We start from the raw sequence: 23,563 nt of genomic DNA on the forward strand, positions 1-23,563 counted from the left end.
CGATGGCGAAGAGCGCATTTCCCAAGGATAGCGCTAACAGAGACAGGCGGTGCGGGGGCTGATTACCGGTCATCAGTTCACCCCGCCTCCTGTAGGAGCGAGCATGCTCGCGATGGAAGTACGGACAACGCGGGGTGTCAGACAGCCAACGTCATCGTTGACGACCATCGCGAGCGTGCTCGCTCCTACAGGGTCCGTGTTACTCGGTCGGCCAGAGCCAGGCAGCTGGTCAGCCCCGGCGATTCGATGCCGAACAGGTTGATCAGCCCCGGCACTCCGTGCTCCGCCGGTCCATCGATACGGAAATCGGCAGCCGGCTCGCCCGGGCCGCTGATTTTCGGGCGGATACCGCTGTAGGCCGGTTGCAGACTGTTATCCGGCAACCCCGGCCAGTAGCGCCGGATCGCCGCGTAAAAACCGTCGGCCCGTGCCGGGTCCACGCGGTAATCGATACCCGAGACCCACTCCACATCCGGCCCGAACCGCGCCTGCCCGCCAAGGTCGAGGGTCATGTGCACGCCGAGCCCGGCGCTTTCCGGTGCCGGATACACCAGATGGCGAAACGGCGCCCGGCCACTGAAGCTGAAATAGCTGCCCTTGCACAAATACGCGGTAGGCACATGCCGAGCGGGAAGGCCTTCAATGCGCCCGGCCACCTCAGGCGCCGACAACCCCGCACAATTGATCAGTTCGCGACAGGTCAGGGTCATCGGCTCGGCGCCGCCCATCTGCAGTTCAAACCCCTGCTCGATGCAGCGCCCCGACACCAGCGGCGTATGAAAAACCAGCGACGCGCCATGGGCCTCGGCATCGCCTTGCAGCGCCAGCATCAGCCCATGGGAATCGACGATGCCGGTGGACGGCGACCACAGCGCGGCGACACAAGACAGCTTTGGCTCAAGCGCCCTCGCCTGCTCGGCATCCAGCCATTGCAGATCCTCCACGCCGTTCTGCCGCCCCTGCTCCAACAGCTTTCCCAGGGACAGCTTTTGCGCTTCATCGGTGGCGACAATCAACTTGCCCAGGCGCTGATAACTCACGCCGCGCTCCTCGCAATAGGCGTAGAGGCGTTGCTTGCCCTCCACGCACAACTGTGCCTTGAGGCTGCCGCCGGGGTAGTAGATACCGGCGTGGATCACTTCGGAGTTGCGCGAACTGACCCCGACACCGATGCCTTCCCCGGCCTCGACCACGATCACTTCGCGCCCGCTCATGGCCAGGGCTCTGGCCACCGCCAACCCGACCACCCCGGCACCCACTACCACGGCGTCGATGTCGACGCTGACCGTCCCCGCTGCCATCAAACCAGTCCCCGCTCCCGATAGTCGATCAGGCTTGAGAATATCGCCAACAGGAAGGCCATGACCACGAAGAAGATCAGCACCAGGAAATACGAACCGGTGAACTGCACGATCAGGCCGATCAGGATCGGCACGATGACGCCGGCCATGTTGCCGCAGAAGTTCATGGTGCCGGCCAGCACGCCGGTCTTCGAGGTGCCGCCGAGGATCGACGGAATGCACCAGTACATGCCGCACCAGCGAATGAAGAACATCGCCACGCACAGCAGACCGATGGCCTGGCTGGCCTGCGAGGTGTAGGCGGTGCCGAGCATGCAGAGTGCCGCCACCAGGGCGGAGCCGCTGAACATGCTGCGCATCACCAGGTTCGGCGAGGCACCGGTGGATTTCCATTTGTCACCCAGGTAGCCGCCGACCAATTCACCGACGAAACCGCACATGAAGATCAGGAAGGTCGCGCCGCCCATGCCGGAAATGTTCAGGCCGTGGGTCTGGTGCAGGTAGCTCGGCATCCAGGTCAGCAGGCCGTAGAACACGCTGAGGATGCAGCAGTAGCCGGCGAACATCGCCAGTACCGAACGGTCCCGCAGCAGCTCCTTGAACGGGATGCTGGTGACCGCGCCGGCCTTGCTGACCGTGGCGTTGCCGGCGGTGATGTGCGCAAGCTCGGCGGCGTTGACGCCCGGGTGTTCGCTGGGATGGTTGCGGATGTATTTCCAGGCCAGCACCCCGGCGAGCATGGTGCCGACGCCGGCGATTACGAAGGCGATGCGCCAGGAATCGAACCAGGCGATCAGCCCGGCAATGATGATCGCGCCGAAGGCACTGCCCAGCGGCGCACCGCCGTCGACCAGCACCGCGCCGCGTCCGCGCTCGTTCGGCGTCAGCCAGGCGCCGTTGAGCTTGGCGCCGGCCGGCATGATCGGCGATTCGGCAACGCCCAGGCCCATGCGGGTGATCAAAAGGGTGATCCAGTTGTGCGCACCGGCGGCCAGCGCCTGGAACGCGCCCCAGGCCACGGTCGCCACCACGATCACGCGGCGGGTGTGGAAACGGTCCAGCAGCATGCCGCCGGGGATTTGCATCAACGCGTAGGACCAGAAAAACGCGCTGAGCATCAGGCCTTCGAGGGCTGGGGGGATCTGGAACTCTGTGGAGATCATCGGCAACGCCACCGACAGCGAGGCGCGGTCGATGTAGTTGATGGCGGTCAGCATCAGCATGATGAGGAAGATCCGCCAGCGTACGGTGGTGGCTCGTTCGGTTGCGGACGCGGCTGGGATGGCCAGGCTTTCGGCACTCGGATTGTTCATGGAGGGGCGCTCTTATTGTTGTGGAAACAAGCGGCCCCACTCTAATCACGGCTCCGGGTGCTGAATAATGATGGGATCTGATTGGGGGATTACTGGCAGTCATCCCCCGGGATTTGTGTTGAATTCAAGGGCCTCTTCGCGGGCAAGCCTCGCTCCTACAGGGGGCGATGGCGTATTCCATTACCCACTGTAGGAGCGAGGCTTGCCCGCGAAGAGGCCGGTTGATTCAACAACAAACCAACAGGCAATCAGAAAGTCCCGGGATAACTCCCGCCATCGAGCAACAGGTTCTGCCCGGTCAGGAACCCCGACTGCGCTCCACAGATGAACGCGCAATACGCACCAAACTCATCCGGCCGGCCAAAGCGCTGCGCCGGCACATGCTTGCGCCGCTGCTCGGCAATGCTCTCCACGCTCGCACCATTGGCCTCGGCCGCCGCGTTCAGGGTCTTGTGCAAGCGCTCGGTCTCGAATGGGCCCGGCAACAGGTTGTTCACCGTGACATTGTTCCCCGCCAACCGCGCCTGGCGCGCCAGCCCCGCGATGAATCCGGTCAGCCCGCTGCGCGCGCCGTTGGACAGGCCCAGCACGTCGATCGGCGCCTTCACCGCGCCGGACGTGATGTTCACGATACGCCCGAACCCACGCTCGGCCATGCCGTCGACACAGGCCTTGATCAGCTCGATCGGCGTGAGCATGTTGGCGTCCAGCGCCTTGAGCCAGTCTTCGCGCTGCCAGTCGCGGAAGTCCCCCGGCGGCGGCCCGCCGGCGTTGTTCACCAGAATGTCGACCTGCGGACAGGCCGCCAGCACCTGCGCCCGCACCGCCGCTTCGCTGATGTCCCCGGCCACGGTGCGCACCTCGATGGTGGGTGCCACCTGACGCAGTTCTGCGGCAGCCGCCTGCAGGGTCTCATCGCCCCGGGCGTTGATCACCAGGTTCACGCCCTCCTTCGCCAGCGCCCGCGCACAGGCCAGGCCCAAGCCCTTGCTGGCGGCGCAGACAATCGCCCAGCGCCCCGAAATTCCCAAATCCATGACCCTGCTCCCGTCGAGTGAAAGCGCCCACGTTAACACCGCACACCCCCTTCACAGGGGATGACAAAGGGTGATCGCAGGATCAGACCTTTTCATTATCGGCGCTCCCGAGCGCTGATTACTGTTGCCCCACGAACAAGAACCACAAGCGGGAGACACCCATGAACCCATTTCAGTTTTACTTCCCCACCACCCTCAAGAGCGGCAACGGCCTGGTGCGTCAGGCCGGCGCGCTGCTCAAGCCCCATGTGCAGAAAAAGCTGCTGGTGGTCACCGACGAAGGCCTGATGGCGTCGGGGGTGATGGAAGCCTTTTTCGCCTCGCTGGCTGAAAGCGAGATTGCCTACGAAGTGTTCGCCGGAGTCGAGCCCAACCCCACCACCGACGTGCTGGAGCGCGCCGTGGCGTTCCTCAAAAGCCACGATTGCGATTCGGTGATCGGCGTCGGCGGTGGCAGCAGCATCGACACCGCCAAGGGTGTCGCGGCCATGGCCACCAACCCCGGCAACATTCTCGACTACGAGGGCTACGACAAACTCAAGCAGCCGCCGCTGCCGATCTTCGCCATCCCGACCACGTCCGGCACCGGCAGCGAGTGCACCGCGTCCACGGTGTTCACCAACACCAAGACGCTGTTCAAGACGGTGATCATCAGCCCGGCGCTGTTTCCGAAGCTGGCGATTCTCGACGCCGAGCTGACCCTCAAGCTGCCGCCGTCGATCACCGCCGCCACCGGCATGGACGCCCTGACCCACGCCATCGAATCCTACGTGTCCAAACAGGCCAACCCGATCAGCCAGGCCCTGGCGCTGCATGCGATCAAGATGATCTGCACCCACCTGCCGAAAGCCTTTTTCACCGGTTCCGATCTACACGCCCGGGAGCAGATGCTGCTTGCCTCGTTCCTCGCCGGCGTCGCCTTCGCCCAATCGAAACTGGGCAACGTGCATGCGATCTCCCACACCTTCGGCGGCGTGTTCAACATTCCCCATGGCATCGCCAACGCCACGCTGTTGCCCTACGTCATCGAATTCAACCTGCCCGCCTGCCCTGAACTGTTCCGCGAAATCGCCCTGGCCATGGGTGAGAACGTCGATGGCCTGAGCGTGGCTCAAGCCGGGCACAAAGTGGTGGAGCACGTGCAGGCGCTGAACAAGGCCATCGGCATCCCCGACAACATCAAGGACCTGGGCGTGGACCTGGAGTACATGCCGCAGATGGTCAGCGACTCGATGCGCAGCGGCAACGTGCTGGTCAACCCGCGCCTGACCACTGCCGCCGACGTCGAGCGAATCATCCGCAACGCCTACCACGGCACTCACTGATCACTGCAAGAGAGACAACCCCATGTTTTATGAAATGCGCACCTACACCATTCAGATCGGCAAGATGCAGACCTACCTCAAGCACTTCGAGGAAAACGGCCTGCTCGTGATCTCCCGCTACACCACGCTGGTGGGCTGGTGGTACACCGAAATCGGCGAGCTGAACCAAGTGATCCACATCTGGGCCTACGAGAGCCTGGACGATCGCATCAAGAAACGCGCCGCCCTCTACCAGGACCCGGACTGGCTCGAAGGCTTCGTCCCGGTCGCCTTCCCGATGCTGGAAAAAATGGAATCGAAACTGCTGATGCCGGCGCAGTTTTCCCCGATCAAATAACCCCCACACACCGCATTTCCCTGTGGGAGCGGGCTTGCTCGCGAAGAGGCCGTGTCAGTCAACGTTGATGTGGCTGACACACCGCTTTCGCGAGCAAGCCCGCTCCCACAGGGGAATGTGCGTGCATCGGAATCCGTGTAAACCAAGGAAAACCCCATGTGCGAACACAACAACAATACCGCCGCCCACCCTTCTCCCGATGCCAAGGCCCTGCTCGAAGGCCTGCCCACCAACTGGGGAAAATGGGGGCCTGACGATGAAGTCGGTGCCCTTAACTACCTGCAAAACGCCGAAGTGCTGCGCGGCATCAGCGCCGTGCGTCAGGGCAAGACGTTCACCCTGCAAGTGCAGATCGGCCATCCCAAGGGCGAGCCGCTGTGGCCAGGCCGTCGTCCGTCGATGCGGGTCAACGTGCTGGACAAGGGCCACTTCCTGGCCGGCAAGACCCACTTCGACGGCCACGTCGAATACGCTGACGACGTGATCTTCATGCACCTGCAAGGCTCGACCCAGTACGACGCCCTGGGCCACGTCTGGCACGACAACAAACTGTGGAACGGCTACGACGCCATGAGCACCATCGGCGGCATGGACAAGGCCAGTATCCTGCCGATTGCCGAGCGCGGGATCGTCGGGCGCGCGGTGCTGATCGACATGGCCCGTCATCGCGACAAGGCGGTGCTGGACAAGGGCGAGACCTTCAATCACCACGACCTGCTGGCCGCCGCGAAAGCCCAGGGCATCGAGATCCAAAAGCGTGACATTTTGATCATCCGCACCGGCTGGATCGGCTCGTTCTACGAGCGCGAACCCGATGAGTTCTACAAGGATTTCGCCGAGCCGGGCCTGACCTTCAGCCGCGAACTGGTGGAGTGGTTTCACCAGATGGAAATCCCCAACCTGGTCACCGACACCATGGCCAACGAAGTCGCGGTCGATCCGCAGTCGGGCGTGCTGATTCCGCTGCACAACGCACTGATGCGCAACCTCGGCGTGACCTTCACCGAAGTGGCGTTGCTCGATGAACTGGCCGCAGACTGCGCCGAAGACGGCCAGTGGCAGTTCCTCTACACCGCCGCGCCCTTGAAGATCGTCGGCGGCACCGGCGCGCCGGTGAACCCCATCGTGATCAAGTAGTCAGGTCGCGCTGCAATTCGTTGATCAGCAGGGTCGCCGCCGGAGACAGATCGGCGCCGACCCGGCTGATCACGCCATAGGGCTCGATCAAGGCGCGCAGCGACACCGGCAGCTTCACCAGCAAGTCATGCTGCTCGCAGAACTCGGCCACTTCCACCGGGATCACCGCCAGCAGGGTCGGGTCCTGCTGCACCAGCATCATGGTGGCGAAGGTCGACGAGGTTTCCAGCGGATAACGCGGAATCTCCAGCCCCGCCTCGTTCAGTTCCCGCTCCAGCGCCTGGCGCATCGGCATGTCCTTGGGATAGACCACCCAGCGGTAATCGCTCAGTTGCGACAGCTGCAATGACTCGACCCTGGCCAGCGGATGGTCCTTGCTGGCGACTACCGCCAGGGGCTCTTCGCTCAACTCAATGCAGTCATAGGCGTCCGAACGCTGGCCGACGCTGGTGCGACAGATCGCCAGGTCCAGCCGTCCCTGATCCAGCAGACCGAGCAGCGTGGCACTGGTGTTTTCCACCAGCTCCACCGACAGCTCCGGCTGCTTGAGGCGCAGTTCGGTCAGCGCCCGGGTCAGCAACGGCACCGCGCCCATGATCACCCCCACCGACAGCCGCCCGCCCTGGCCGCGCATGATGCTGAGCATTTCCTCGCGCAGGTGCTCCACATCGCTGTAGATCAGCCGCGCATAACGGATCATGCAGCGCCCCATTTCATTGGCCACCAGGCCCTTGGGCTGGCGTTCGAACAGCGGCATGCCGAGCAACGACTCGACCTCGTGCAGCGCCTTGGTGGCGCCGGACTGGGATATCGAGATCTGCTCGGCGGCCTTGTGCAGCGAGCCGCGATCATCGAGGGCGATCAGCAACCTCAGCTGTTTGAGGCGCAGACGTGATGCGATGCTGCCAAGTGAAGGGACCATATCGTCGGGTGCTCTGTTCAAGTTGCGAATCCATCGGGACCTAAGACAGTGTAGGAGCGAGCACGCTCGCGATGGTCGTCAACGATGACGCGGGGTGCCTGACACCCAGCGGTGCTCTGGCGTTCATCGCGAGCGTGCTCGCTCCTACAGGGGATTGCGTTGGCCCCTGTCTCGCGCATTATTTTGGGGCGCGGTCTCGGGGCCGGACAAATGACAACAACGGGCCAGGGGATGAGCGTTCGTCATCCCCTGGCCCGTTGTTGAGAAACGGTATCTCTCAGCGAATCGCCACCGGGTTGATGTTGACCTGGGTCGAGCCCTTGTAGAGCGGCTGGCCGAGCACGAACATGAAGGTCCAGGCCTTGTCCTTGACCAGTGCGCGGCTGTCGATCAGCTCCAGGTTATAGATGCCGTTCTTGGCCAGCATGAACTGGTTGACCGGGAATTCCTGACCATCGGTGCCGGGGTAGATTTCCGAGGCCCAGGTGTCGCCGCCGAACGCGACGATCTGCTTGTCCGCCAGCCACTTGGCTGCCTCCATGCCGATGCCCGGTTCCACGGCGAGGAATTTCTCGTTGTCCTTGCCCAAAAGCTCAAGCCAACCGGTGTTGAACAGCACCACGTCGCCCTTCTCGATGCTGATGCCCTGCAGGTCCAGAGCCTTCTGGATATCGGCGACGGTGAACTCGGTTTTCTCCGGCACGATGGCCTTGCCATACACCGCGGTCATGTCCAGGACCACGCCACGGGTCACGATCGGCGGGACCTTTTCGATGCCGAGCTTCTTCACGCCCTCGACGGTCACGAAGTCGGCGGCGCGATTGCCGTTGTAGTAGACGTTGTCGATGCCAATGTGGCCGATGCCATTGAGCTGCGTGCCAACCCCGGTCCAGCCCACTACCAGTTCATCGTTGAAGGTGAATTTGTTCGGCCCCATGGTGGTGCCGCCCGCCTCGCCCGGCTGGACGTTGGTCAGGTGGAAACTGCGATGGCGGAAGGCGGGCAGGTTCTTGTCGATGGCCACTGCCAACGGGTAGGTCTTGCCGGTCTTGATCAGCTTGGCGGCGTTGAGCACCGAGTCGGCGGTGATCAGGTTCGCCGCGCCGATTTCATCCTGGGCACCGTAACGCGACGGGTACCAATTTTGCGCATCGGCGGCGTGGGCGGCGTTGAGGGTGAACAGCAGGGCAAAAGGCAGTACCAATCGGTTGAGCATGGGGCAAATCCTTGTCTGATTTCGATCGCGCCAAGGTACCCAGCGCTTTTGTGCGAAAACAGACAGGGATCGACAATACAATTGTTCCGGATTTTCACGAGTGCCCGGACAGACAGCGCTGGACTTCAACGGTGAACTGACATAAAACCCGTAAATCCTGCCAGTCGATCAAGCGCCGTTACGTTTATACCGTTTGCGAATTAAGATTATTCCAACTCGCTAAAACAGAAGCTCATGAACGAAATCGCCAGCTCTCCCGCCTCCCCCGCGTCATCCACCAAGCTTGCGTGCGACCCCTCGCGTTTGATTGTGTTTCTCGCCTATCCCGAAATGGGCCTGCTGGACCTGACCGGTGCCCAGACCGTGTTCTGGGCGGCGTCCAAGTACATGAACGCGCGCAACCTGCCGGGTTATACGCTGCACACCGCGAGCCTGGCCGGCGGCCTGATGCACACCGCCGAGGGCCTGGCCGTCAACACCGTGGCGCTCAGCGATTTCGATGCTCGAACCATCGATACCCTGATCGCCCCTGGCGCGCCGAACATTCTGCAGGCCATGAATCATTCTCTGGATCTGGTGGCCTGGCTGGCTGAAGCCTCGGGCAAGGCCAAGCGCACCGCCTCGGTGTGCAGCGGCACCTTTCTGCTGGCCGAGGCCGGTTTGCTGGAAGGTCGCCGCGCCGCGACCCACTGGCTGATGTGCGACATGCTCAAGGAGCGCTACCCGGCCATCGAAGTCGACAGCGATGCGATCTTCGTCAAGCAGGATGCGATCTGGACCAGCGCCGGCGTCAGCGCTGGCATCGATCTTGCCCTGGCGCTGGTGGAGGAGGATTGCGGGCGCGAAGTGGCGCTGCTGGTGGCGCGGGAGATGGTGGTTTTTCTCAAGCGTCCCGGCGGTCAGGCCCAGTACAGTCAGTTGCTCAAATCGCAAACCAGTGAAAGTGCCGCGTTCGACGAACTGCACCTGTGGATCTCGCACAACCTGGCCACCGAAAACCTCACCGTCGAAACCCTTGCCCAGCAGGTGCAAATGAGCCCGCGCAACTTCGCCCGGGTCTACAAGCTCAAGACCGGCCGGACTCCTGCCAAAGCCGTGGAAGTGCTGCGTGTGGAGGCTGCCCGGCGTTTGCTGGAAGAATCCGAACGCAACATCGACCAGATCTCCAGGCTCTGTGGCTTCGGTGATGAAGAGCGGATGCGCCTGACCTTCCAGCGCAATCTCGGGGTCTCGCCAAGGGAATACCGCAGCCGGTTTTCGCGGTGATCTGAAGGTCACAATCCTGAACCATCACCCAATCCCCTGTGGGAGCGAGCCTGCTCGCGATGGCGGTGTGTCAGGCAACATTGATGTGTCTGATCCAGCGTCTCGCGAGCAGGCTCGCTCCCACAGTAATCCGTGGCACTGCTGGATTCTGTACTCAACACATAACCTGGTGGGTTCGGGCGTATCTGAATTGCCAGGGAACTCTCGGCGAGCCGCACGCATCTGAAAAGATGAGGTACTTCCTTTTTGCTGCACGCTTCAGAGGACACCATCATGCGCCGTCTGATTATCGTTTCTTCCCTGCTGCTGTGTTTACCTGTCGGCTCTGCATTGGCCGATGTGGATGCGGGTGATGTCGCCACTTCGGCTGGCGTTTCCGCGTCCCTTTATTCCACTTTCAAGGATCACAAACTCGTGGTTCCTGCCCGGGATGACGCCTCCAGCTTCGTGGCCAGTGGCGGTGCCATTCGCGGCGCGTATCTGGAATCGGTGTTCGAGAAACTCCGGCAGGACAATCCCAACCTCGTCAACGCAAGCGATGAAGAACTGGCCCAGGCCGTCCTCGTGCATGACGATGTAGTCGCCAATCACTAAAGAACCCTGTAGGAGCGAGCATGCTCGCGATGGCCTCAAGAACGACGCGGGGCAACAGTTGCCCAGCGTTATCGTTGGCGACCATCGCGAGCATGCTCGCTCCTACAGTAGAGCTGCATTCAACGTGACCAGCCGCTTACCAATTGCGCGCTGATGCTCACCCCGCCACACACCACAATCACCACGTCATGGGCACCGGCAATGGCCGGGTGGTCCAGATAGGCGATGGCCAGTGAAACGCCGCAGGCGGGTTCGACCAGTTGGCGCAGGTCGCTGGCGTAGCGCACCACGCCCATGATTGCCTGCTCGTCACTGAGCACCACGCACTGATGGTCGAAGTCGAGGATATGTTTTACCGGCCATTCGGCCACCAATGATGCGCCAAGGGACCGGGCGACGGTGTCGATGCGCGGCAGCTTGACCGGATGCCCGGCGCTGACGGCAGCGGCGAAGGACGCCGCGCCTTCGGTTTCGCAGGCGACGATCCGGCAGTCCATGCGCTGGTGACGGATCAGTCCGGTGAGGATTCCCGCCAGCAAGCCACCGCCGCCGACCGAGGTGACGATGGCGTCGAACTGCGGACAGTCTTCGATGATTTCATCGATCATCGTGCTGTGCCCTTGCCACAGCACCGGGTGGTCGAAGGCTGGTACGTATTCGGTGTCCGCACCCTTCGCCAGTTCCTTGGCCTTCTGATTGGCCTCGTCCCAGACCTTGCCGTGGACGATCACTTCGGCGCCGGTTTTCTGGATGCGCGCGCGGGTGGATTCGGGGGTGGTGTGCGGCACCACCACGCAAGCTTTCAGCCCAAGGCGGGCGGCGGCCACGGCGGTCGCAAAACCGGCGTTGCCACCGGAAGGACAGATCACCTTGCGCTTGCCCTGCGCCACCGCCTGGCTGCACAACAAACCGATGCCGCGCACCTTGAAGGAACCGCCGGGTTGCAGGTTTTCCAGCTTGAGCCAGATTCGGCGGGACGGCGTCGAGAGGTCCGGATGGAGGATCAGGGGTGTTCTGATGTGCAGCATGACAGGCTCCTGTTGCAGGCCACGGGCCTGAGGGAGGCCGGTGGTGAACGGTGCTCAGACAAGTCTAGTCCACCCTATGGTTCTGTTGTGTTGCTGATGACGCCTTCGCGGGCAAGCCCGTTCCCACAGGTACAGGCGCAAACCTTGTGGGAGCGGGCTTGCACTAATGCCAGTCAGTTAAGAGATTCAACTGGCGATGAGGACATTGTGGCGAGGGGGCTTGCCCCCGTTGGAGTGCGTAGCGCTCCCATGATTTTGGGGCCGCTGCGCAGCCCAACGGGGGCAAGCCCCCTCGCCACAGGTATGTGTTCGTCCGCAAGAACGCCGCAAAATCAGAGGTAACGCGGCGCCGCCTTGGAATTGCCGAACAACCCCGACAGCACCTGGCGCTGTGCCTCATGGCGGTCCCACTGGGAACCATCATGCAACCCCGGAATGGTCACCAGCTCGCCGCTGGCCAGCCCCACCAAGGCGGCATCGACCATATCGCCGGCCGACATCACGATCTCCTGCGGCAGGTTTTCCACCGGGTTGCCCGCTTCGCTCCAGAAGTCCGTAGCGGTAGCGCCCGGCAGCACGGCCTGGATGCGCAGGCCCTTGTCGGCCAGTTCATGGTGCATCGACTGACTCAGGGCCAGAACGAACGCCTTGGTGGCGCCGTACACGCCGTTGAGGATTTCCGGGGCGATGGCCACGATCGAGCCGATGTTGATCACGGTGCCGCCGCCACGGGCGACGAACCCCGGTGCCACTGCGTACGCCAGGCGAGTCAACGCCGTGATGTTCAGGGTGATCATCGCTTCCATGTCATCCACCGGGCTGCCGAGCAGCGGCATGACCGCCCCCACCCCGGCGTTATTGACCAACAGGGTGATGCTGGCGTCGCTGCGCAGGATCTGCTCGACCCTCAGCAAATCGGCCTTGTCCTTCAAATCGGCCGCAACCACTTCCACGCTGCGCCCGGTTTCGTCGCTCAAGCGGTTGGCCAAGGCATCGAGTTTTGCCTGGCTGCGGGCGACCAGAATCAGGTCGTAACCCTGACGGGCCAGGCGGTCGGCGTACACCGCGCCGATGCCTGAAGATGCGCCGGTGATCAGGGCGGTGCCTTTGGATGAAAGCGTCATGTGCAATGTCCTTCACGAAGAGGCGAGATATTCGCCGGTGTGAGCAGTTATAAGGGGGCTCGCCGGCGGCGCAAATGACGTTTAAAGTACGTTTTTCGGACATGACCTTTTGAGGACATCCCATGATCAGCGTGGCCTTCGTGGTTTTCGACAGGTTCCAGTCCATGGCGCTGGCGGCGATGCCGGTGTTCGAGTACGCCAATTTCAGCGCCGGCGAAACCCTTTACGACGTGCGCGTGCTGTCCGAGGACGGGCGAAACCTGCGGGCTTCAGGTGGACTGACGGTAGGCACCGAGGCGTTCGATGAGCGGGTGTTCGATACGGTGATCGTGGTGGGCGGCGATTCGGTCCTCGAACAGGCCCCGGAGGCAGTGCTCGATTACCTGCGATCCAGCGCCACGACGGCCCGGCGCACCGCGTCGATCTGCTCCGGCGCCTTTGTCATGGCCCAGGCCGGCCTGCTCGACGGACGTCGCGCCACCACCCATTGGGCCTATGCCCGGCAACTACAGGAGCGCTTTGCCTCGATCAAGGTGGAGGCCGACCGCATCTATGTGATCGACGGTTCGATCTGGACCTCTGCCGGAATGACCGCCGGCATCGATCTGGCGCTGGCCATGGTAGAAAAGGATTTCGGAGCGGAGCTGGCGCGTTCGGTGGCGCAGAAGCTGGTGATGTATCACCGTCGAGGCGGCGGTCAGTCGCAGCACTCGGCGTTGCTGGAGTTGGAGCCGAAGTCTGACCGAATCCAGACGGTGCTTGGTTATGCGCGGGAGCATCTGGCCGAGGCGCTGTCGGTGGAGCAGTTGGCGGAGGTGGCGAGCCTGAGTCCACGGCAGTTCAGCCGTGCCTTTCGTGCAGAAACCGGGCAATCACCGGCCAAGGCCGTGGAAAACCTGCGTCTGGAGGCGGCAAGACAACTGCTCGAACGAGGACGCCTGAGCCTGGATCAGATTGCCCTGGAAACCGGCTTCAGCGACCGCCGCCGCATGCGCGAGGCTTTTCTCCGAGCATTCGGCCAGCCACCGCAAGTCATCCGCCGCACAGCCCGCACCGAGATCCCCCTGTAGGAGCGAGCATGCTCGCGATGCACGCAAGAACACCGCGGGGCATCAGGCCGCCAGCGTTATCGTTGACGACCATCGCGAGCATGCTCGCTCCTACAGGGTTTGGTGTTGGCCGAGGTGCATCAGGCCAGCTTCATCGACCTGTACGGTAATCGACTCATAACTCCCCACCGTCGCGTGCTCCGTCTCAAGTTTCTGCTCATGCGCCGCCGTGATGATCAACAAATCCGCCCCCGCCGCTTCCGCTGCCTGTATCCCCACGGTGGCATCCTCGAACACCAGACAATCGCCAATCTCCACACCCAACCGCCGCGCGGCCAGTCGATACCCGGACGGGTCAGGCTTGCCGACGGTGACGTCTTCGGCTGTGATCATCACCTGTGGCTCAGGCACCCCGGCCGCCGCCATCCGCCTTAACGCCAGCGTCCTCGGCGCCGAGGTCACGATAGCCCATTGATGAACCGGCAACGCCTTGAGAAAAGCCGCCGCACCGGCGACCTCTTCCACGCCGTCGACATCCTCGATTTCCGCCTGGGTCACCCACGCCGCTTCCACCTCGGCATCGACGCCGGGCAGGTTCAGGCGGCGGATGGTGTCGATGGCGCGGGCGCCGTGGATGGTGGGCAAAAAGGTCTCGACATCGACACCGTGACGCCGGGCCCAGGTGGCCCAGACGCGCTCGGCGGCGGCGATGGAGGTGAGGATGGTGCCGTCCATGTCGAACAGGAAGGCGCGGTAAGGGGTGTCGAAAATAGTCGCGGGCAAGGGAGACGTTCCTGTCAGGGGGGGTCAGGCAAATCTACACGATCCCCGCCCTCTGTAGGAGCGAGCTTGCTCGCGATGGTCGTCAACGATGACGCTGGCAGCCTGACACCCGGCGGTGCCTGTGCCTCCATCGCGAGCAAGCTCGCTCCTACAGTGAGGTTTTGTGGGATTTCAAGGCACCCTCGACGCAATCGAGCAGTTGCCCCAGCGCCCAGGGTTTCTTGATGAACGACACGTCGTGGCGCACCCCTGAACTCTCCGGCGTTTCATAGCCGGACATGATCATGATCGGCTTTTCGGGCCAGCGATCGCCGAACAGATTAGCCAGATCGGCGCCGTTGAGCGTGCCCGGCATGGTGATGTCCGTCAGCAACAACTCGACTTCTTGCGCATGCTGCTGCAGGTAGACCGACGCGGCATCCGCGCTGGCTTGAGACTGCACCACATACCCCTCCTCCTGAAGAATCTCGCAGAGAAACTCCAGGATCAACGGATCGTCCTCCACCACCAGAATCAATCCGCCCGGAAGGTCTCCACCTGCAGTCGGCTCACGATTCATGACCTTGCCGCTCCCTGTATATCTCAATGATTTCGCGGGCTCTAATCCGCCACCTACAGGTATGAGCAGCGGCGCCCGCGGAAATTCATTTTTGATACAGGCAAACGATTAAATCAGGCTTCCTCGAGGATCAGGTCGGCGCCCTTCTCCGCCACCATCAGCACTGCGGCGTGGGTATTGCCGGAGGTCACGTTGGGGAAAATCGACGCGTCGACGATGCGCAAACCGTGCATGCCGTGGACCTTGAGGCGCTTGTCCACCACCGATTTCTGCTCGTCCGAGCCCATGGCGCAGGAGCCGCACAGGTGATAGATCGAACCGCAGTTCTCGCGGAAGTACTGCAGCATCTGCTCGTCGGTTTCAATCGCCGGCCCCGGCAGCACTTCGTCGACGGTGATGCCCTTGAGCGCCGGTGCGCCCATGATCTTGCGCATCAGCCGGCTGCCCTGGATCACCTCGTCGATGTCTTTCTGGGTGCTCAGGTAGTTCGGGTCGATCAGCGCCGCGTCCCGTGGGTTTTTCGAGGCGATCTCGATGTGCCCGCGGCTGGTCGGCCGGCACGGGTTGAAGCACAGCAGGAAGCCTGAGTACGGCTCGGGCTTGAGGCTGGCCTTGTTGTTTTTCGGGATCTGGTACGACAGCGGGTTGAAGTACAGCTGCAGGTTCGGGTTGCTCTGCTGCTCGTCGCCACGGAAGAAACCGCCGGCCTGGTTGACGCTCATGGCCAGCGCGCCCTTGCGGGTGAACAGGTACTTTAGGCCCAGCTTGAACTGGCCGAACAGCGAACTCAGCTCATCGTTGAGCGTCGGGATGTTGGCCTTGTAGTAGTAACTGGCGCACAGGTGGTCCTGCAGGTTCTGCCCCACCGCCGGCAGGTGTTTGACCAGCGGGATGTTGTGTTTGGCCAGCAGCGCCTGATCGGCGACGCCGGACAATTGCAGGATCTTCGGTGTATCCACGGCGCCGGCGCAGAGGATCACTTCCTTGTTCGCGGTGAAGGTGCGGACCACGCCGTGTTGGGTGATGGACACGCCGGTGGCGCGTTGCTGGTCATCGAACAGCACGCGATCGACCAGGGCGTAATGTTCGATGCTCAGGTTCGGCCGGCTCAGCGCCGGATGCAGATGCGCAAAGCTGCTGGAAGAGCGTTGACCGTTACGGGTGTTGACGTCGTAAATGCCGGCGCCTTCGAAGTTGCGGCCGTTGAAGTCTTCGCTCAGCGGGTAACCCAACTCGTCGCAGCCCTTGAGGAACACATCGCAGATCGGGTGAGTCTGGCCCTTCATCGGGGTGATGCTGATCGGGCCGCTGCCACCGTGGTATTCGCTCTCGCCCAGCGGATGGTTTTCCAGTTTGCGGAAGTACGGCAGCACGTCCTTGAAACCCCAGCCGTCGTTGCCGTTGGCTGCCCAGTCGTCGAAGTCATGGGCCTGGCCGCGCACGTAGATCATCGCGTTGATCGAGCCCGAACCACCCTGCACCTTGCCGCGCGGGGCGTAGATTTCACGGTTGCCCAGCTGCTTCTGTGGCTGGCTGTAGTACATCCAGTTGAAGGTCGGGTTGTAATACATTTTGGCGAAGCCGACCGGGATCTTGAACCACGGCGAACTGTCCTTGCCGCCCGCTTCCAGCAGCAGCACCGTGTATTTGCCGGATGCCGACAGGCGATTGGCCAGGACGCAGCCTGCGGCGCCAGCGCCAGCGATGATGTAGTCGTATGTCATGCACGGTTACCGCGTAAGTCGTTGTACTGAAAAACCGGGATGGGCCCACACAAGTCGATGTGGGAACACAATCCTTGTGGGAGCGGGCTTGCTCGCGATTGCGGAGTGCCAGTCGACACATTCGTTGCTGAAATTCCGCCATCGCGAGCAAGCTCGCTCCTACAGGGGTTTTGTGTTGCTGCCCGTTCTCCGGTGAAAAACTCGCCTCAGCCCTTGGCCGGCGATGTGTCCTTGACGTCCGCCGGGGTCGGGGCCATTTGCAGGTGCAGGCGCTCGCCGGTGTACGGCGAATGCTTGCGCACCACGTCCATGTTCAGCTCCACGCCCAGGCCCGGTTCGGTGGACGGGATGATGTAGCCGTCTTCCCACTGCAACGGTTTGGTCAGGACTTCGGCATGGAAACCGCCCCAGGTCATGATGCTTTCCTGGATCAGGAAGTTCGGCGTGCAGGTCGCCAATTGGAAGCTGGCGGCGGCGCCGATCGGCCCGTTGTACAGATGCGGGGCGATCTGCGCGTAGTAGGCCTCGGCCATACTCGCGATCTTCTTGGCTTCCAGCAGGCCGCCGCAGCGGGCGACATTCATTTGCAGGATCGACGCACCGCCGGCCTGCAGCAGCTTGAAGAATTCGTACTTGGTGGTCAGGCGCTCGCCGGTGGCAATCGGGATGCTGGTCTTGGCCGCAACCTGCGCCATGGCGTCTTCCTGGCCTGGCGGTACCGGCTCTTCGAACCACAGCGGGTCGTACTTCTCCAGGCGCTTGGCCAGGCGGATCGCCGAGGACGGCACCATTTGCCCGTGGGTGCCGAACAGCAGGTCGCACTTGTCGCCCACCGCTTCGCGGATCTTGCGGCAGAAGGTTTCGCAGCGCTCCAGCACTTCCAGCGAAATCTGATGCCCGGAGTACGCGGTGTACGGACCCGCCGGGTCGAACTTCACCGCAGTGAAGCCCTTGTTCATGTTCTCGATGGCGCACTCGGCGGCCAGGTCCGGGTCGTCGTAGTCGTACTCGCCCTTGCTGTTGACCGGGTACAGGTAGGTGTAGGAACGCAGGCGCTCGTTGACCTTGCCGCCGAGCAACTCGTAGACCGGCTTGTTCGCGGCCTTGCCGATGATGTCCCAGCAGGCCATTTCCAGGCCGCTGACCACACCCATCATGGTCAGGTCCGGGCGCTGGGTGAAACCGCTCGAATAGGCCTGGCGGAAGAAGCGCTCGATGTGGTGCGGATCCTGGTTGAGCAGGTAGCGTTCGAACACGTCTTCGATGATCGGCAGCATGGCTTTGGGGCCGAAGGTCGCGGCGTAGATTTCGCCCACGCCTTCGATGCCGCAATCGGTCTTGAGCTTGACGAACAGCCAGTACATGCCGCCGATGTGCGGTGGCGGAACGGCAACGATATGGGTTTCAAGGGCGACGATTTTCATCTCAAACACCAGTCTTGTTCAAAGATTTGCGATTGACGCGAGCGCGCAGGGCCAGGGCCGCGAAGGTCCCGATCAGACCGACGCTGGCGATGTAGCCGAAGTAGAGTTTGTAACCGACGGCACCGGGGTACTGTTCGGTGAGGTAGCCATTGATCAGCGGGATAAAGGTGTCCGGCAGGTAACCCACCACCGAGACGATGCCGATGGCCAGGCCCGTGATGCGCAGCGGAATGTCGCAGGTATCGAGGATCGCCCAGTACAGGCCGCGAATCGCGTAGGTCATCAGGCCGATGAAGATCACCGTGGCGATCAGCAGGCCCATGCTGCCCAGCGCCGGGAACACGATCAGGCCGACCATTGCCAGGGTCGCGAGAAACAGCGCGACCACCAGCACCGAAATGTTCGAGAACTTGTCACCCAGCCAGCCGCCGCCAATGCCGCCGATAGGACGCATCCACAGCTTGATGGTGGTGATGGTGCCGGCCATGACCGCGGTCATGCCGCCGCCCTGCAGGTAATCGGAGAAGCTGTAGGTGGCCCAGAAGATGTGATAGCCGCAGAACACGATGGCAGTGACCAGCCACAGCTCGGGGATCTTCACCAGGATGGCGAGGTCGGCCAGCAGGTTGAACTTGCCCTTCTCCACCTGCGCGGTGGCGTCCATCGACTTCGGATCCTTGATCAGCACCAGCACGCAGCCGATGGCGATACAGGTGAAGGCGTACATGTACACCACATGCTTGAAGCCTTCAGCAGTCGATTCGCCACGGGTTTCGGTGGCGTAGGCAAACAGCGCCAGAGCGACGGTGGCCAACAGCGCTTCAACCAGACCGCGACCACCGTCGAGGATGCCGAAGAACCGGCCCTGCTCGGAGTGATGGGCGATCATCTTCACCCGCTTGAGCACCGAGGCCCAGAAGGTCAGGCCGGTGGTCAGTCCCCAGCAGCCGAAGATGATCATCAGGCTGGTCATCGACGGCGCGGTGGAGTACCACAGGCCCAGGACGCCGGTGGCTACCAACGAGAAGAAAATCAGGAAACGCGGGGCGATACGGTCGGCCAGCCAGCCGCTCGGCAGGTAAGACAACAGGAAGATGGTGCCCAGCATCGAGTACAGGTAACCCAGCTCGCTGTGGTTGATCTGGAACACTTCGAGCATGGTGGTCTGGTAGACCTGACGCAAATAGAGAATCGGGTAGATCGCACCGGCGGCCAGTACCAGCAACATCAGCTGGAAATAGCGACTGCCCTTGTCACTCTGGCTTTGTGAACCGGCGTTGGAACCCTGAACAGCGGCAGCAGAAGTTGCTTGCTTGGACATTGAGTAGACCTCTGGCGCCCGGTGTGCCGGGCGCTCTGATAATTGTTTTTATAAGTGCAGCGTGAAGCCTGTTGCGGTGACTCAGTACTTCATGACCACCAGACGGGTCTGGGTGAATTCGAGCATGCCGTGCTTGCCGTCATCGCCGCCCAGGCCCGAGCGTTTCCAGCCGGCGTGATAGCCCTGGTACGGGTCGGCCGGTGTGCGGTTGACGTACAGCTCGCCGGCTTCGATGGCGTTGGCGACTTTCTGCGCGGTGCGGTAGTTCTCGGTGTAGAGCACCGACGACAGGCCGAACTGGTGGTCGTTGGCCATGGCCAGGGCTTCATCGATGTCGCGGTATTTGAGTACCGGCAGCACCGGGCCGAAGATTTCTTCCTGGATGATTTCCATGTCCTGGCGGCAGCCGCTGAGCAGGGTCGGCGGGTAGAAATGGCCGTTGCCTTCAGGGATGAAACCACCTGTTTCCAGTACAGCACCGTCGGCGATGGCGCGCTCGACCATGGCATGGATGTTCTTTTGCGAGCTGGCGTTGACCAACGGGCCCATCAGGCTGGCGTCGGTGGCGCGGTCGCCGAATTTCACGGCGCCGATTTTCGCTTTCAGCAGGCCGAGGAATTTTTCGTAGACGCTTTCCTGCACATAGACCCGCTCCACCGCCGTGCACAGCTGGCCGCAATGAGTGGTCTTGGAACCGACGATGGCCGTGGCGGCGGCTTCGAGGTCAGCATCGGCCTCGATGATTGCCGGAGTCTTGCCGCCCAGTTCCAGGGATGGCTTGGCGATGTTGGCCTTGCAGTAGTAGAGCACGATGCGCCCGGCGTTGACGCTACCGGTCAGGGTGATCAGGCCGACGGCCTTGTGGGTGCAGACGGCAGCGGCCGTGGCGTGATCCATGGTCAGGATGTTCACCACGCCGGCTGGCAAACCGGACTGCTGCACGGCCTTGGCGATTTCGAAGGCCGAGGTCGGGGTGTTGTTGCTTGGGCGAACCACCACGGTGTTGCCGGCAATCAGCGCCGGGGCGATTTTGCGCAGCAGGGTGTAGACCGGGTAGTTGAACGGAATCAGGCAGGCGACCACGCCGATCGGCTCGCGGTGCAGGAACAGGTTTTCGTTCGGCGAATCGCTCGGGATGATTTCGCCTTCGATACGGCGTGCCCATTCGGCGTGATAACGGGTGATCTGCGCCGCATAACGGGCTTCATTGCTGGCATCGCTGACGCTCTTGCCCGACTCGGCGGCTAGGGCTTGGCCGATGTCTTCGGCGCGAGCTTCCAGGGCATCGGCGAAAGCGCGCAGGTGTTCGGCGCGTTCGATGCTGGTGAGCTTGCCCCAGGTTTTCTGCGCCTTCGCGGCGGCTTCGACCGCCGCGGTGGCTTCATCGGCGGTGGCGGCGGAGACCTGGCCCAGCAGCGCCTCGGTGGCCGGGTTGTAGACGGCAATCAGCGCGGCGCTGGCCGGCTCGATAAATTGCCCGTTAACAAAGTTTCGCTCGAGTCGCATGTGAATCGCCCATCGTTGTTTTTGTCCAGTCGGGGCAGTCTTGGCATTCGGGCTGGATTGAACAAACGATTTATTGAGCGATGTAACATTCGAAAAACGCAGGTTACCGGTATTTCCTGTAGGAGCGAGGCTTGCCCGCGAAGGCGGTCTGTCTACAAAAAATGTATTGCCTGACCCTCCGCATTCGCGGGCAAGCCTCGCTCCTACAGGGTGGGGTTACGAGGCTGCGGTTGAAGGCTCGAGCTGGCGCTGCGCCAACCAGATCTCCTCTTGCAACCACTGGCTGAACACCTGCAACTGCGGCATCTCGGTCTGCTCCGGCCGGGTCACCAGCCAGTAGGACTGATGCCCGTCGACATGCACGTTGAGCACCTGGGTCAGCTGTCCGCTGGCCAGATCCGGGGCGACCATGTGCCAGTCGGCGATGGTGATGCCCAGCCCGTCGATGGCCGCCTGGATCGCCAGGTCCAGCAGGTCGAATTCATAACCGCCCTGGGTATCGACGCCACTGATGCGTGCCGCGTCCAGCCAGTGTTTCCAGGTCAGGTAGCGCTGGTCTTCCCGGGCCAGCACATGCAGCAGCGTCAGGCGATTGAGGTCGATGCCCTCCTCGTTCCACTCCCGCGCATACAGCGACGGCGCGCACGCCGCGATGTGCCGTTCCTGAAACAGTAGGGAACTGTCCAGGCCATCCCATTCGCCGTTCCCGAAACGGATCGCGCAATCCAGGGTACCGGTTTCCGCCAGGCTGTCCTGCAGGCGCGTGGTGATGCTCAGCTCCAGGTCCGGATGTTGCTCTCGCAGACGCCCCAGGCGTGGCATCAGCCAGCGACTGGTAAAGGTCGGCGGTGCATTGACGTGCAGGCGGTTGGCATGGCTTTTCTGCTGGATGCTGCGCACCGTCAGTTCGATCTTGTCGAAGGACTGATGCAGCGCCCGCAGCAACACCCGGCCGGCGGCGGTCAGTTCCAGGTGATGATGGCGGCGCACCAACAGGCTCTCGTCCAGTTGCTCCTCCAACTGCCGTACCTGCCGGCTGACCGCGCTCTGGGTCACGTTCAACAACTCCGCCGCGCGGGTGAAACTGCCCGTGCTACCGGCCACTTCAAAGGCTTTGAGCGCGTTCAGGCCGGGCATTTTGCGTTTCATGGAAAACTCTCGAAGACCGATGACAGTTGCCAAGCGTACTGGATTTTCTCAGTAACATGCATCCGAGGAAGGTTTCCCCGGATTTTTAATCGTTTGTTCATCGCAGCGCGGATCGCAAGACTTACGGGCATCTCACATAAAAATAACCGAGAGCTGCCACATGTCCTTCCCTGCTCCACTGCGTCTATGCCCTTTGTATCTCGCTCTACTCTGCACCTTTGCCGCCCCGGCCATGGCCGTCCAGGTCACCGACAACCTCGATCTGGGTGGTGCCATTCGCGCACGCTGGGATTACGACCCGGATCGCGACATTCAGAACTTTGGCCTGGACACCGTGTACCTCAGCGCCAAATACAACTCCGACACCTGGATCGGTGAAGCCCAGTACCGTTTTTACGGTCGCTCCTATCCCTATCGCTACACGAAAAATTACGGCGACATCCAGTTCGCAAAGCTGGCGTGGCTGGGTTACAAGTTCAACCCCGACCAGCAGGTACAAGTGGGCCTGAACAACGTGCCATTCGGTCTGCAGCCGTACTTCGGCAGCACCTTTTACGAAACTCTGGGCAACGTCATTGGCCTTGAAGATGTGCAACAGGTCGGCGCCAAGTACATCCAGCAAAGTGGCGACTGGAACATTCAAGCCGGCTATTACCTGCGCCCGGCCTGGCAAGGCAAGGGCACCAGCAACGGCGTGACCTTTTCCAGTGTGGTGTCGGAAGCCGACAGCTATGTGACCGACGGTAGCGATAACCAGGAACGCAACACCCTGGCCCTGCGCGTCGCCAAAGCGCTGGACCTGGGGCCATGGAAATCCGAAGTCGGCGTGTCCGCCCTGACCTCGACCCTGGAAAACCGCGATACCAACGACGACGGCCGACGCAATGTGGTGGGCGTGCACTACTTGGGCAAGAACGGACCGTGGGGCGTGCAGTTGCAGGCAGCGCGCCAGCAAATGTCACCGCGCAACCCCGGCACCGACGAAGTGGTGACCTTCGGCGGTTATGACGGCACCTACAACGTCGCCAGTCGCGGTAACCTGTACGTCGCGGACCTGAGTTATGACTTGGCCGGTAAATACCTGTTCGACCAGATCAGCGGAGCGAAGCTGTACGCCAACTACAGCGCATTCGACAAATCGGCCAAGGGCTCTGAGACCTCTGAACGATTGATCCTCGGTTCGTCGTTCGCTCTGAGCAAACTGTGGGTGGCCACCGAATGGCTGATCGGCAGGAACGATCCGTACATTGGCGGCAGCAGCTACACCCAGAGCCTGGCGGCTGGCGGGACGGATCACTGGGAGAGTCAGGTGTATGTGAACCTCGGGTACTACTTCTAACCGACACTCCCCTGTAGGAGCTGTCGAGTGCAACGAGGCTGCGATCTTTTAAAGACAACATAGCCTTAGCAGTTCCTACAGGTCAGCGGTGTTTTTGAGGACGTCTTCG

21 protein-coding genes are annotated in these 23,563 nt (G+C 62.1%); 7 read left to right on the forward strand and 14 right to left on the reverse strand.

Going from position 1 to position 23,563, the window contains the following annotated elements; all coding sequences use genetic code 11:
- Positions 1–185: 185 nt before the first annotated feature.
- The 3 genes from K9857_RS13270 to K9857_RS13280 form a co-directional block, all read right to left on the reverse strand.
- Positions 186–1,301, reverse strand: a complete 1,116-nt coding sequence (locus K9857_RS13270; protein WP_224536408.1) for an NAD(P)/FAD-dependent oxidoreductase — start codon at positions 1,299–1,301, stop codon at positions 186–188.
- Entirely contained in the window at positions 1,301–2,614 is a 1,314-nt protein-coding gene (locus tag K9857_RS13275) for an MFS transporter (RefSeq protein WP_224536409.1), read from the reverse strand. Before K9857_RS13275 ends, K9857_RS13270 begins: the two co-directional genes overlap by 1 nt.
- 248 nt (positions 2,615–2,862) lie before the next feature.
- Positions 2,863–3,651, reverse strand: a complete 789-nt coding sequence (locus K9857_RS13280; protein WP_224536410.1) for an SDR family oxidoreductase — start codon at positions 3,649–3,651, stop codon at positions 2,863–2,865.
- Positions 3,652–3,812: 161 nt separating this feature from the next.
- On the opposite strand from K9857_RS13280, the gene K9857_RS13285 reads away from it, so the two are divergent.
- From K9857_RS13285 to K9857_RS13295, 3 genes are all read left to right on the forward strand, one after another.
- Positions 3,813–4,976 carry an iron-containing alcohol dehydrogenase gene (locus K9857_RS13285; protein ID WP_224536412.1) on the forward strand — a complete coding sequence of 388 codons (1,164 nt, stop codon included), beginning with the start codon at positions 3,813–3,815 and terminating at the stop codon, positions 4,974–4,976.
- Positions 4,977–4,998: 22 nt separating this feature from the next.
- The gene (locus tag K9857_RS13290) at positions 4,999–5,313 is read left to right on the forward strand and encodes an NIPSNAP family protein (protein WP_224536413.1); all 315 of its coding nucleotides are present in this window, start codon (positions 4,999–5,001) and stop codon (positions 5,311–5,313) included.
- 156 nt (positions 5,314–5,469) lie between these two features.
- Entirely contained in the window at positions 5,470–6,450 is a 981-nt protein-coding gene (locus K9857_RS13295; protein WP_224536415.1) for a cyclase family protein, read from the forward strand.
- Here the strand turns inward: K9857_RS13295 and K9857_RS13300 are convergent.
- Both K9857_RS13300 and K9857_RS13305 read right to left on the reverse strand, forming a co-directional pair.
- The gene (locus tag K9857_RS13300) at positions 6,443–7,372 is read right to left on the reverse strand and encodes a LysR family transcriptional regulator (protein WP_224536443.1); all 930 of its coding nucleotides are present in this window, start codon (positions 7,370–7,372) and stop codon (positions 6,443–6,445) included. The genes K9857_RS13295 and K9857_RS13300 overlap by 8 nt on opposite strands.
- 277 nt (positions 7,373–7,649) lie before the next feature.
- Entirely contained in the window at positions 7,650–8,588 is a 939-nt protein-coding gene (locus K9857_RS13305; protein ID WP_224536416.1) for a cyclase family protein, read from the reverse strand.
- A gap of 234 nt (positions 8,589–8,822) precedes the next feature.
- On the opposite strand from K9857_RS13305, the gene K9857_RS13310 reads away from it, so the two are divergent.
- Positions 8,823–9,854 (forward strand): GlxA family transcriptional regulator, encoded by a 1,032-nt coding sequence (locus tag K9857_RS13310; RefSeq protein ID WP_224536418.1) that lies wholly within the window; start codon positions 8,823–8,825, stop codon positions 9,852–9,854.
- 273 nt (positions 9,855–10,127) lie between these two features.
- Positions 10,128–10,448, forward strand: coding sequence for a DUF2388 domain-containing protein (locus K9857_RS13315; RefSeq protein ID WP_224536419.1), 321 nt, complete (start codon positions 10,128–10,130; stop codon positions 10,446–10,448).
- A gap of 119 nt (positions 10,449–10,567) precedes the next feature.
- Here the strand turns inward: K9857_RS13315 and K9857_RS13320 are convergent, their stop codons facing one another.
- Both K9857_RS13320 and K9857_RS13325 read right to left on the reverse strand, forming a co-directional pair.
- Complete coding sequence (locus tag K9857_RS13320; RefSeq protein ID WP_224536420.1) at positions 10,568–11,476, reverse strand: pyridoxal-phosphate dependent enzyme; 909 nt, start codon at positions 11,474–11,476, stop codon at positions 10,568–10,570.
- Positions 11,477–11,808: 332 nt separating this feature from the next.
- Complete coding sequence (locus K9857_RS13325; RefSeq protein ID WP_224536422.1) at positions 11,809–12,600, reverse strand: SDR family NAD(P)-dependent oxidoreductase; 792 nt, start codon at positions 12,598–12,600, stop codon at positions 11,809–11,811.
- 122 nt (positions 12,601–12,722) lie between these two features.
- On the opposite strand from K9857_RS13325, the gene K9857_RS13330 reads away from it, so the two are divergent.
- A complete protein-coding gene (locus K9857_RS13330; protein ID WP_224536423.1) occupies positions 12,723–13,670 on the forward strand; it encodes a GlxA family transcriptional regulator in 948 nt (315 codons plus the stop codon).
- A gap of 90 nt (positions 13,671–13,760) precedes the next feature.
- On the opposite strand, the gene K9857_RS13335 is transcribed toward K9857_RS13330, so the two are convergent.
- The 7 genes from K9857_RS13335 to K9857_RS13365 form a co-directional block, all read right to left on the reverse strand.
- Positions 13,761–14,432: an HAD-IA family hydrolase gene (locus K9857_RS13335; protein WP_411961566.1), complete on the reverse strand. Its 672-nt coding sequence runs from the start codon at positions 14,430–14,432 to the stop codon at positions 13,761–13,763.
- 148 nt (positions 14,433–14,580) lie between these two features.
- Positions 14,581–14,991, reverse strand: coding sequence for a response regulator (locus K9857_RS13340; RefSeq protein ID WP_224536425.1), 411 nt, complete (start codon positions 14,989–14,991; stop codon positions 14,581–14,583).
- A gap of 113 nt (positions 14,992–15,104) precedes the next feature.
- Complete coding sequence (locus tag K9857_RS13345; protein WP_224536428.1) at positions 15,105–16,715, reverse strand: GMC family oxidoreductase; 1,611 nt, start codon at positions 16,713–16,715, stop codon at positions 15,105–15,107.
- Between the two features lie 206 nt (positions 16,716–16,921).
- Entirely contained in the window at positions 16,922–18,139 is a 1,218-nt protein-coding gene (locus K9857_RS13350; protein ID WP_224536430.1) for a mandelate racemase/muconate lactonizing enzyme family protein, read from the reverse strand.
- Between the two features lies 1 nt (position 18,140).
- Complete coding sequence (locus K9857_RS13355; protein WP_224536432.1) at positions 18,141–19,460, reverse strand: MFS transporter; 1,320 nt, start codon at positions 19,458–19,460, stop codon at positions 18,141–18,143.
- An 81-nt stretch (positions 19,461–19,541) separates the two neighbouring features.
- A complete protein-coding gene (gene aldA, locus K9857_RS13360; RefSeq protein ID WP_224536434.1) occupies positions 19,542–20,966 on the reverse strand; it encodes an aldehyde dehydrogenase in 1,425 nt (474 codons plus the stop codon).
- 216 nt (positions 20,967–21,182) lie between these two features.
- Complete coding sequence (locus tag K9857_RS13365; RefSeq protein ID WP_224536437.1) at positions 21,183–22,115, reverse strand: LysR substrate-binding domain-containing protein; 933 nt, start codon at positions 22,113–22,115, stop codon at positions 21,183–21,185.
- Positions 22,116–22,275: 160 nt separating this feature from the next.
- Here K9857_RS13365 and K9857_RS13370 point away from each other — a divergent pair, with 160 nt between their 5' ends.
- The gene (locus K9857_RS13370; RefSeq protein WP_224536439.1) at positions 22,276–23,454 is read left to right on the forward strand and encodes a hypothetical protein; all 1,179 of its coding nucleotides are present in this window, start codon (positions 22,276–22,278) and stop codon (positions 23,452–23,454) included.
- The last annotated feature ends 109 nt before the right edge of the window (positions 23,455–23,563 follow it).

This window comes from Pseudomonas sp. REP124, from assembly GCF_020164475.1.
GTDB lineage: Bacteria > Pseudomonadota > Gammaproteobacteria > Pseudomonadales > Pseudomonadaceae > Aquipseudomonas.

Excerpts from the sequence above, each read along its gene's own strand:
- K9857_RS13270 (WP_224536408.1), bottom strand. The coding sequence starts at position 1,301 with ATGGCAGCGGGGACGGTCAGCGTCGACATCGACGCCGTGGTAGTGGGT.
- K9857_RS13275 (WP_224536409.1), bottom strand. The coding sequence starts at position 2,614 with ATGAACAATCCGAGTGCCGAAAGCCTGGCCATCCCAGCCGCGTCCGCA.
- K9857_RS13280 (WP_224536410.1), bottom strand. The coding sequence starts at position 3,651 with ATGGATTTGGGAATTTCGGGGCGCTGGGCGATTGTCTGCGCCGCCAGC.
- K9857_RS13285 (WP_224536412.1), top strand. The coding sequence starts at position 3,813 with ATGAACCCATTTCAGTTTTACTTCCCCACCACCCTCAAGAGCGGCAAC.
- K9857_RS13290 (WP_224536413.1), top strand. The coding sequence starts at position 4,999 with ATGTTTTATGAAATGCGCACCTACACCATTCAGATCGGCAAGATGCAG.
- K9857_RS13295 (WP_224536415.1), top strand. The coding sequence starts at position 5,470 with ATGTGCGAACACAACAACAATACCGCCGCCCACCCTTCTCCCGATGCC.
- K9857_RS13300 (WP_224536443.1), bottom strand. The coding sequence starts at position 7,372 with ATGGTCCCTTCACTTGGCAGCATCGCATCACGTCTGCGCCTCAAACAG.
- K9857_RS13305 (WP_224536416.1), bottom strand. The coding sequence starts at position 8,588 with ATGCTCAACCGATTGGTACTGCCTTTTGCCCTGCTGTTCACCCTCAAC.
- K9857_RS13310 (WP_224536418.1), top strand. The coding sequence starts at position 8,823 with ATGAACGAAATCGCCAGCTCTCCCGCCTCCCCCGCGTCATCCACCAAG.
- K9857_RS13315 (WP_224536419.1), top strand. The coding sequence starts at position 10,128 with ATGCGCCGTCTGATTATCGTTTCTTCCCTGCTGCTGTGTTTACCTGTC.
- K9857_RS13320 (WP_224536420.1), bottom strand. The coding sequence starts at position 11,476 with ATGCTGCACATCAGAACACCCCTGATCCTCCATCCGGACCTCTCGACG.
- K9857_RS13325 (WP_224536422.1), bottom strand. The coding sequence starts at position 12,600 with ATGACGCTTTCATCCAAAGGCACCGCCCTGATCACCGGCGCATCTTCA.
- K9857_RS13330 (WP_224536423.1), top strand. The coding sequence starts at position 12,723 with ATGATCAGCGTGGCCTTCGTGGTTTTCGACAGGTTCCAGTCCATGGCG.
- K9857_RS13340 (WP_224536425.1), bottom strand. The coding sequence starts at position 14,991 with ATGAATCGTGAGCCGACTGCAGGTGGAGACCTTCCGGGCGGATTGATT.
- K9857_RS13345 (WP_224536428.1), bottom strand. The coding sequence starts at position 16,715 with ATGACATACGACTACATCATCGCTGGCGCTGGCGCCGCAGGCTGCGTC.
- K9857_RS13350 (WP_224536430.1), bottom strand. The coding sequence starts at position 18,139 with ATGAAAATCGTCGCCCTTGAAACCCATATCGTTGCCGTTCCGCCACCG.
- K9857_RS13355 (WP_224536432.1), bottom strand. The coding sequence starts at position 19,460 with ATGTCCAAGCAAGCAACTTCTGCTGCCGCTGTTCAGGGTTCCAACGCC.
- aldA (WP_224536434.1), bottom strand. The coding sequence starts at position 20,966 with ATGCGACTCGAGCGAAACTTTGTTAACGGGCAATTTATCGAGCCGGCC.
- K9857_RS13365 (WP_224536437.1), bottom strand. The coding sequence starts at position 22,115 with ATGAAACGCAAAATGCCCGGCCTGAACGCGCTCAAAGCCTTTGAAGTG.
- K9857_RS13370 (WP_224536439.1), top strand. The coding sequence starts at position 22,276 with ATGTCCTTCCCTGCTCCACTGCGTCTATGCCCTTTGTATCTCGCTCTA.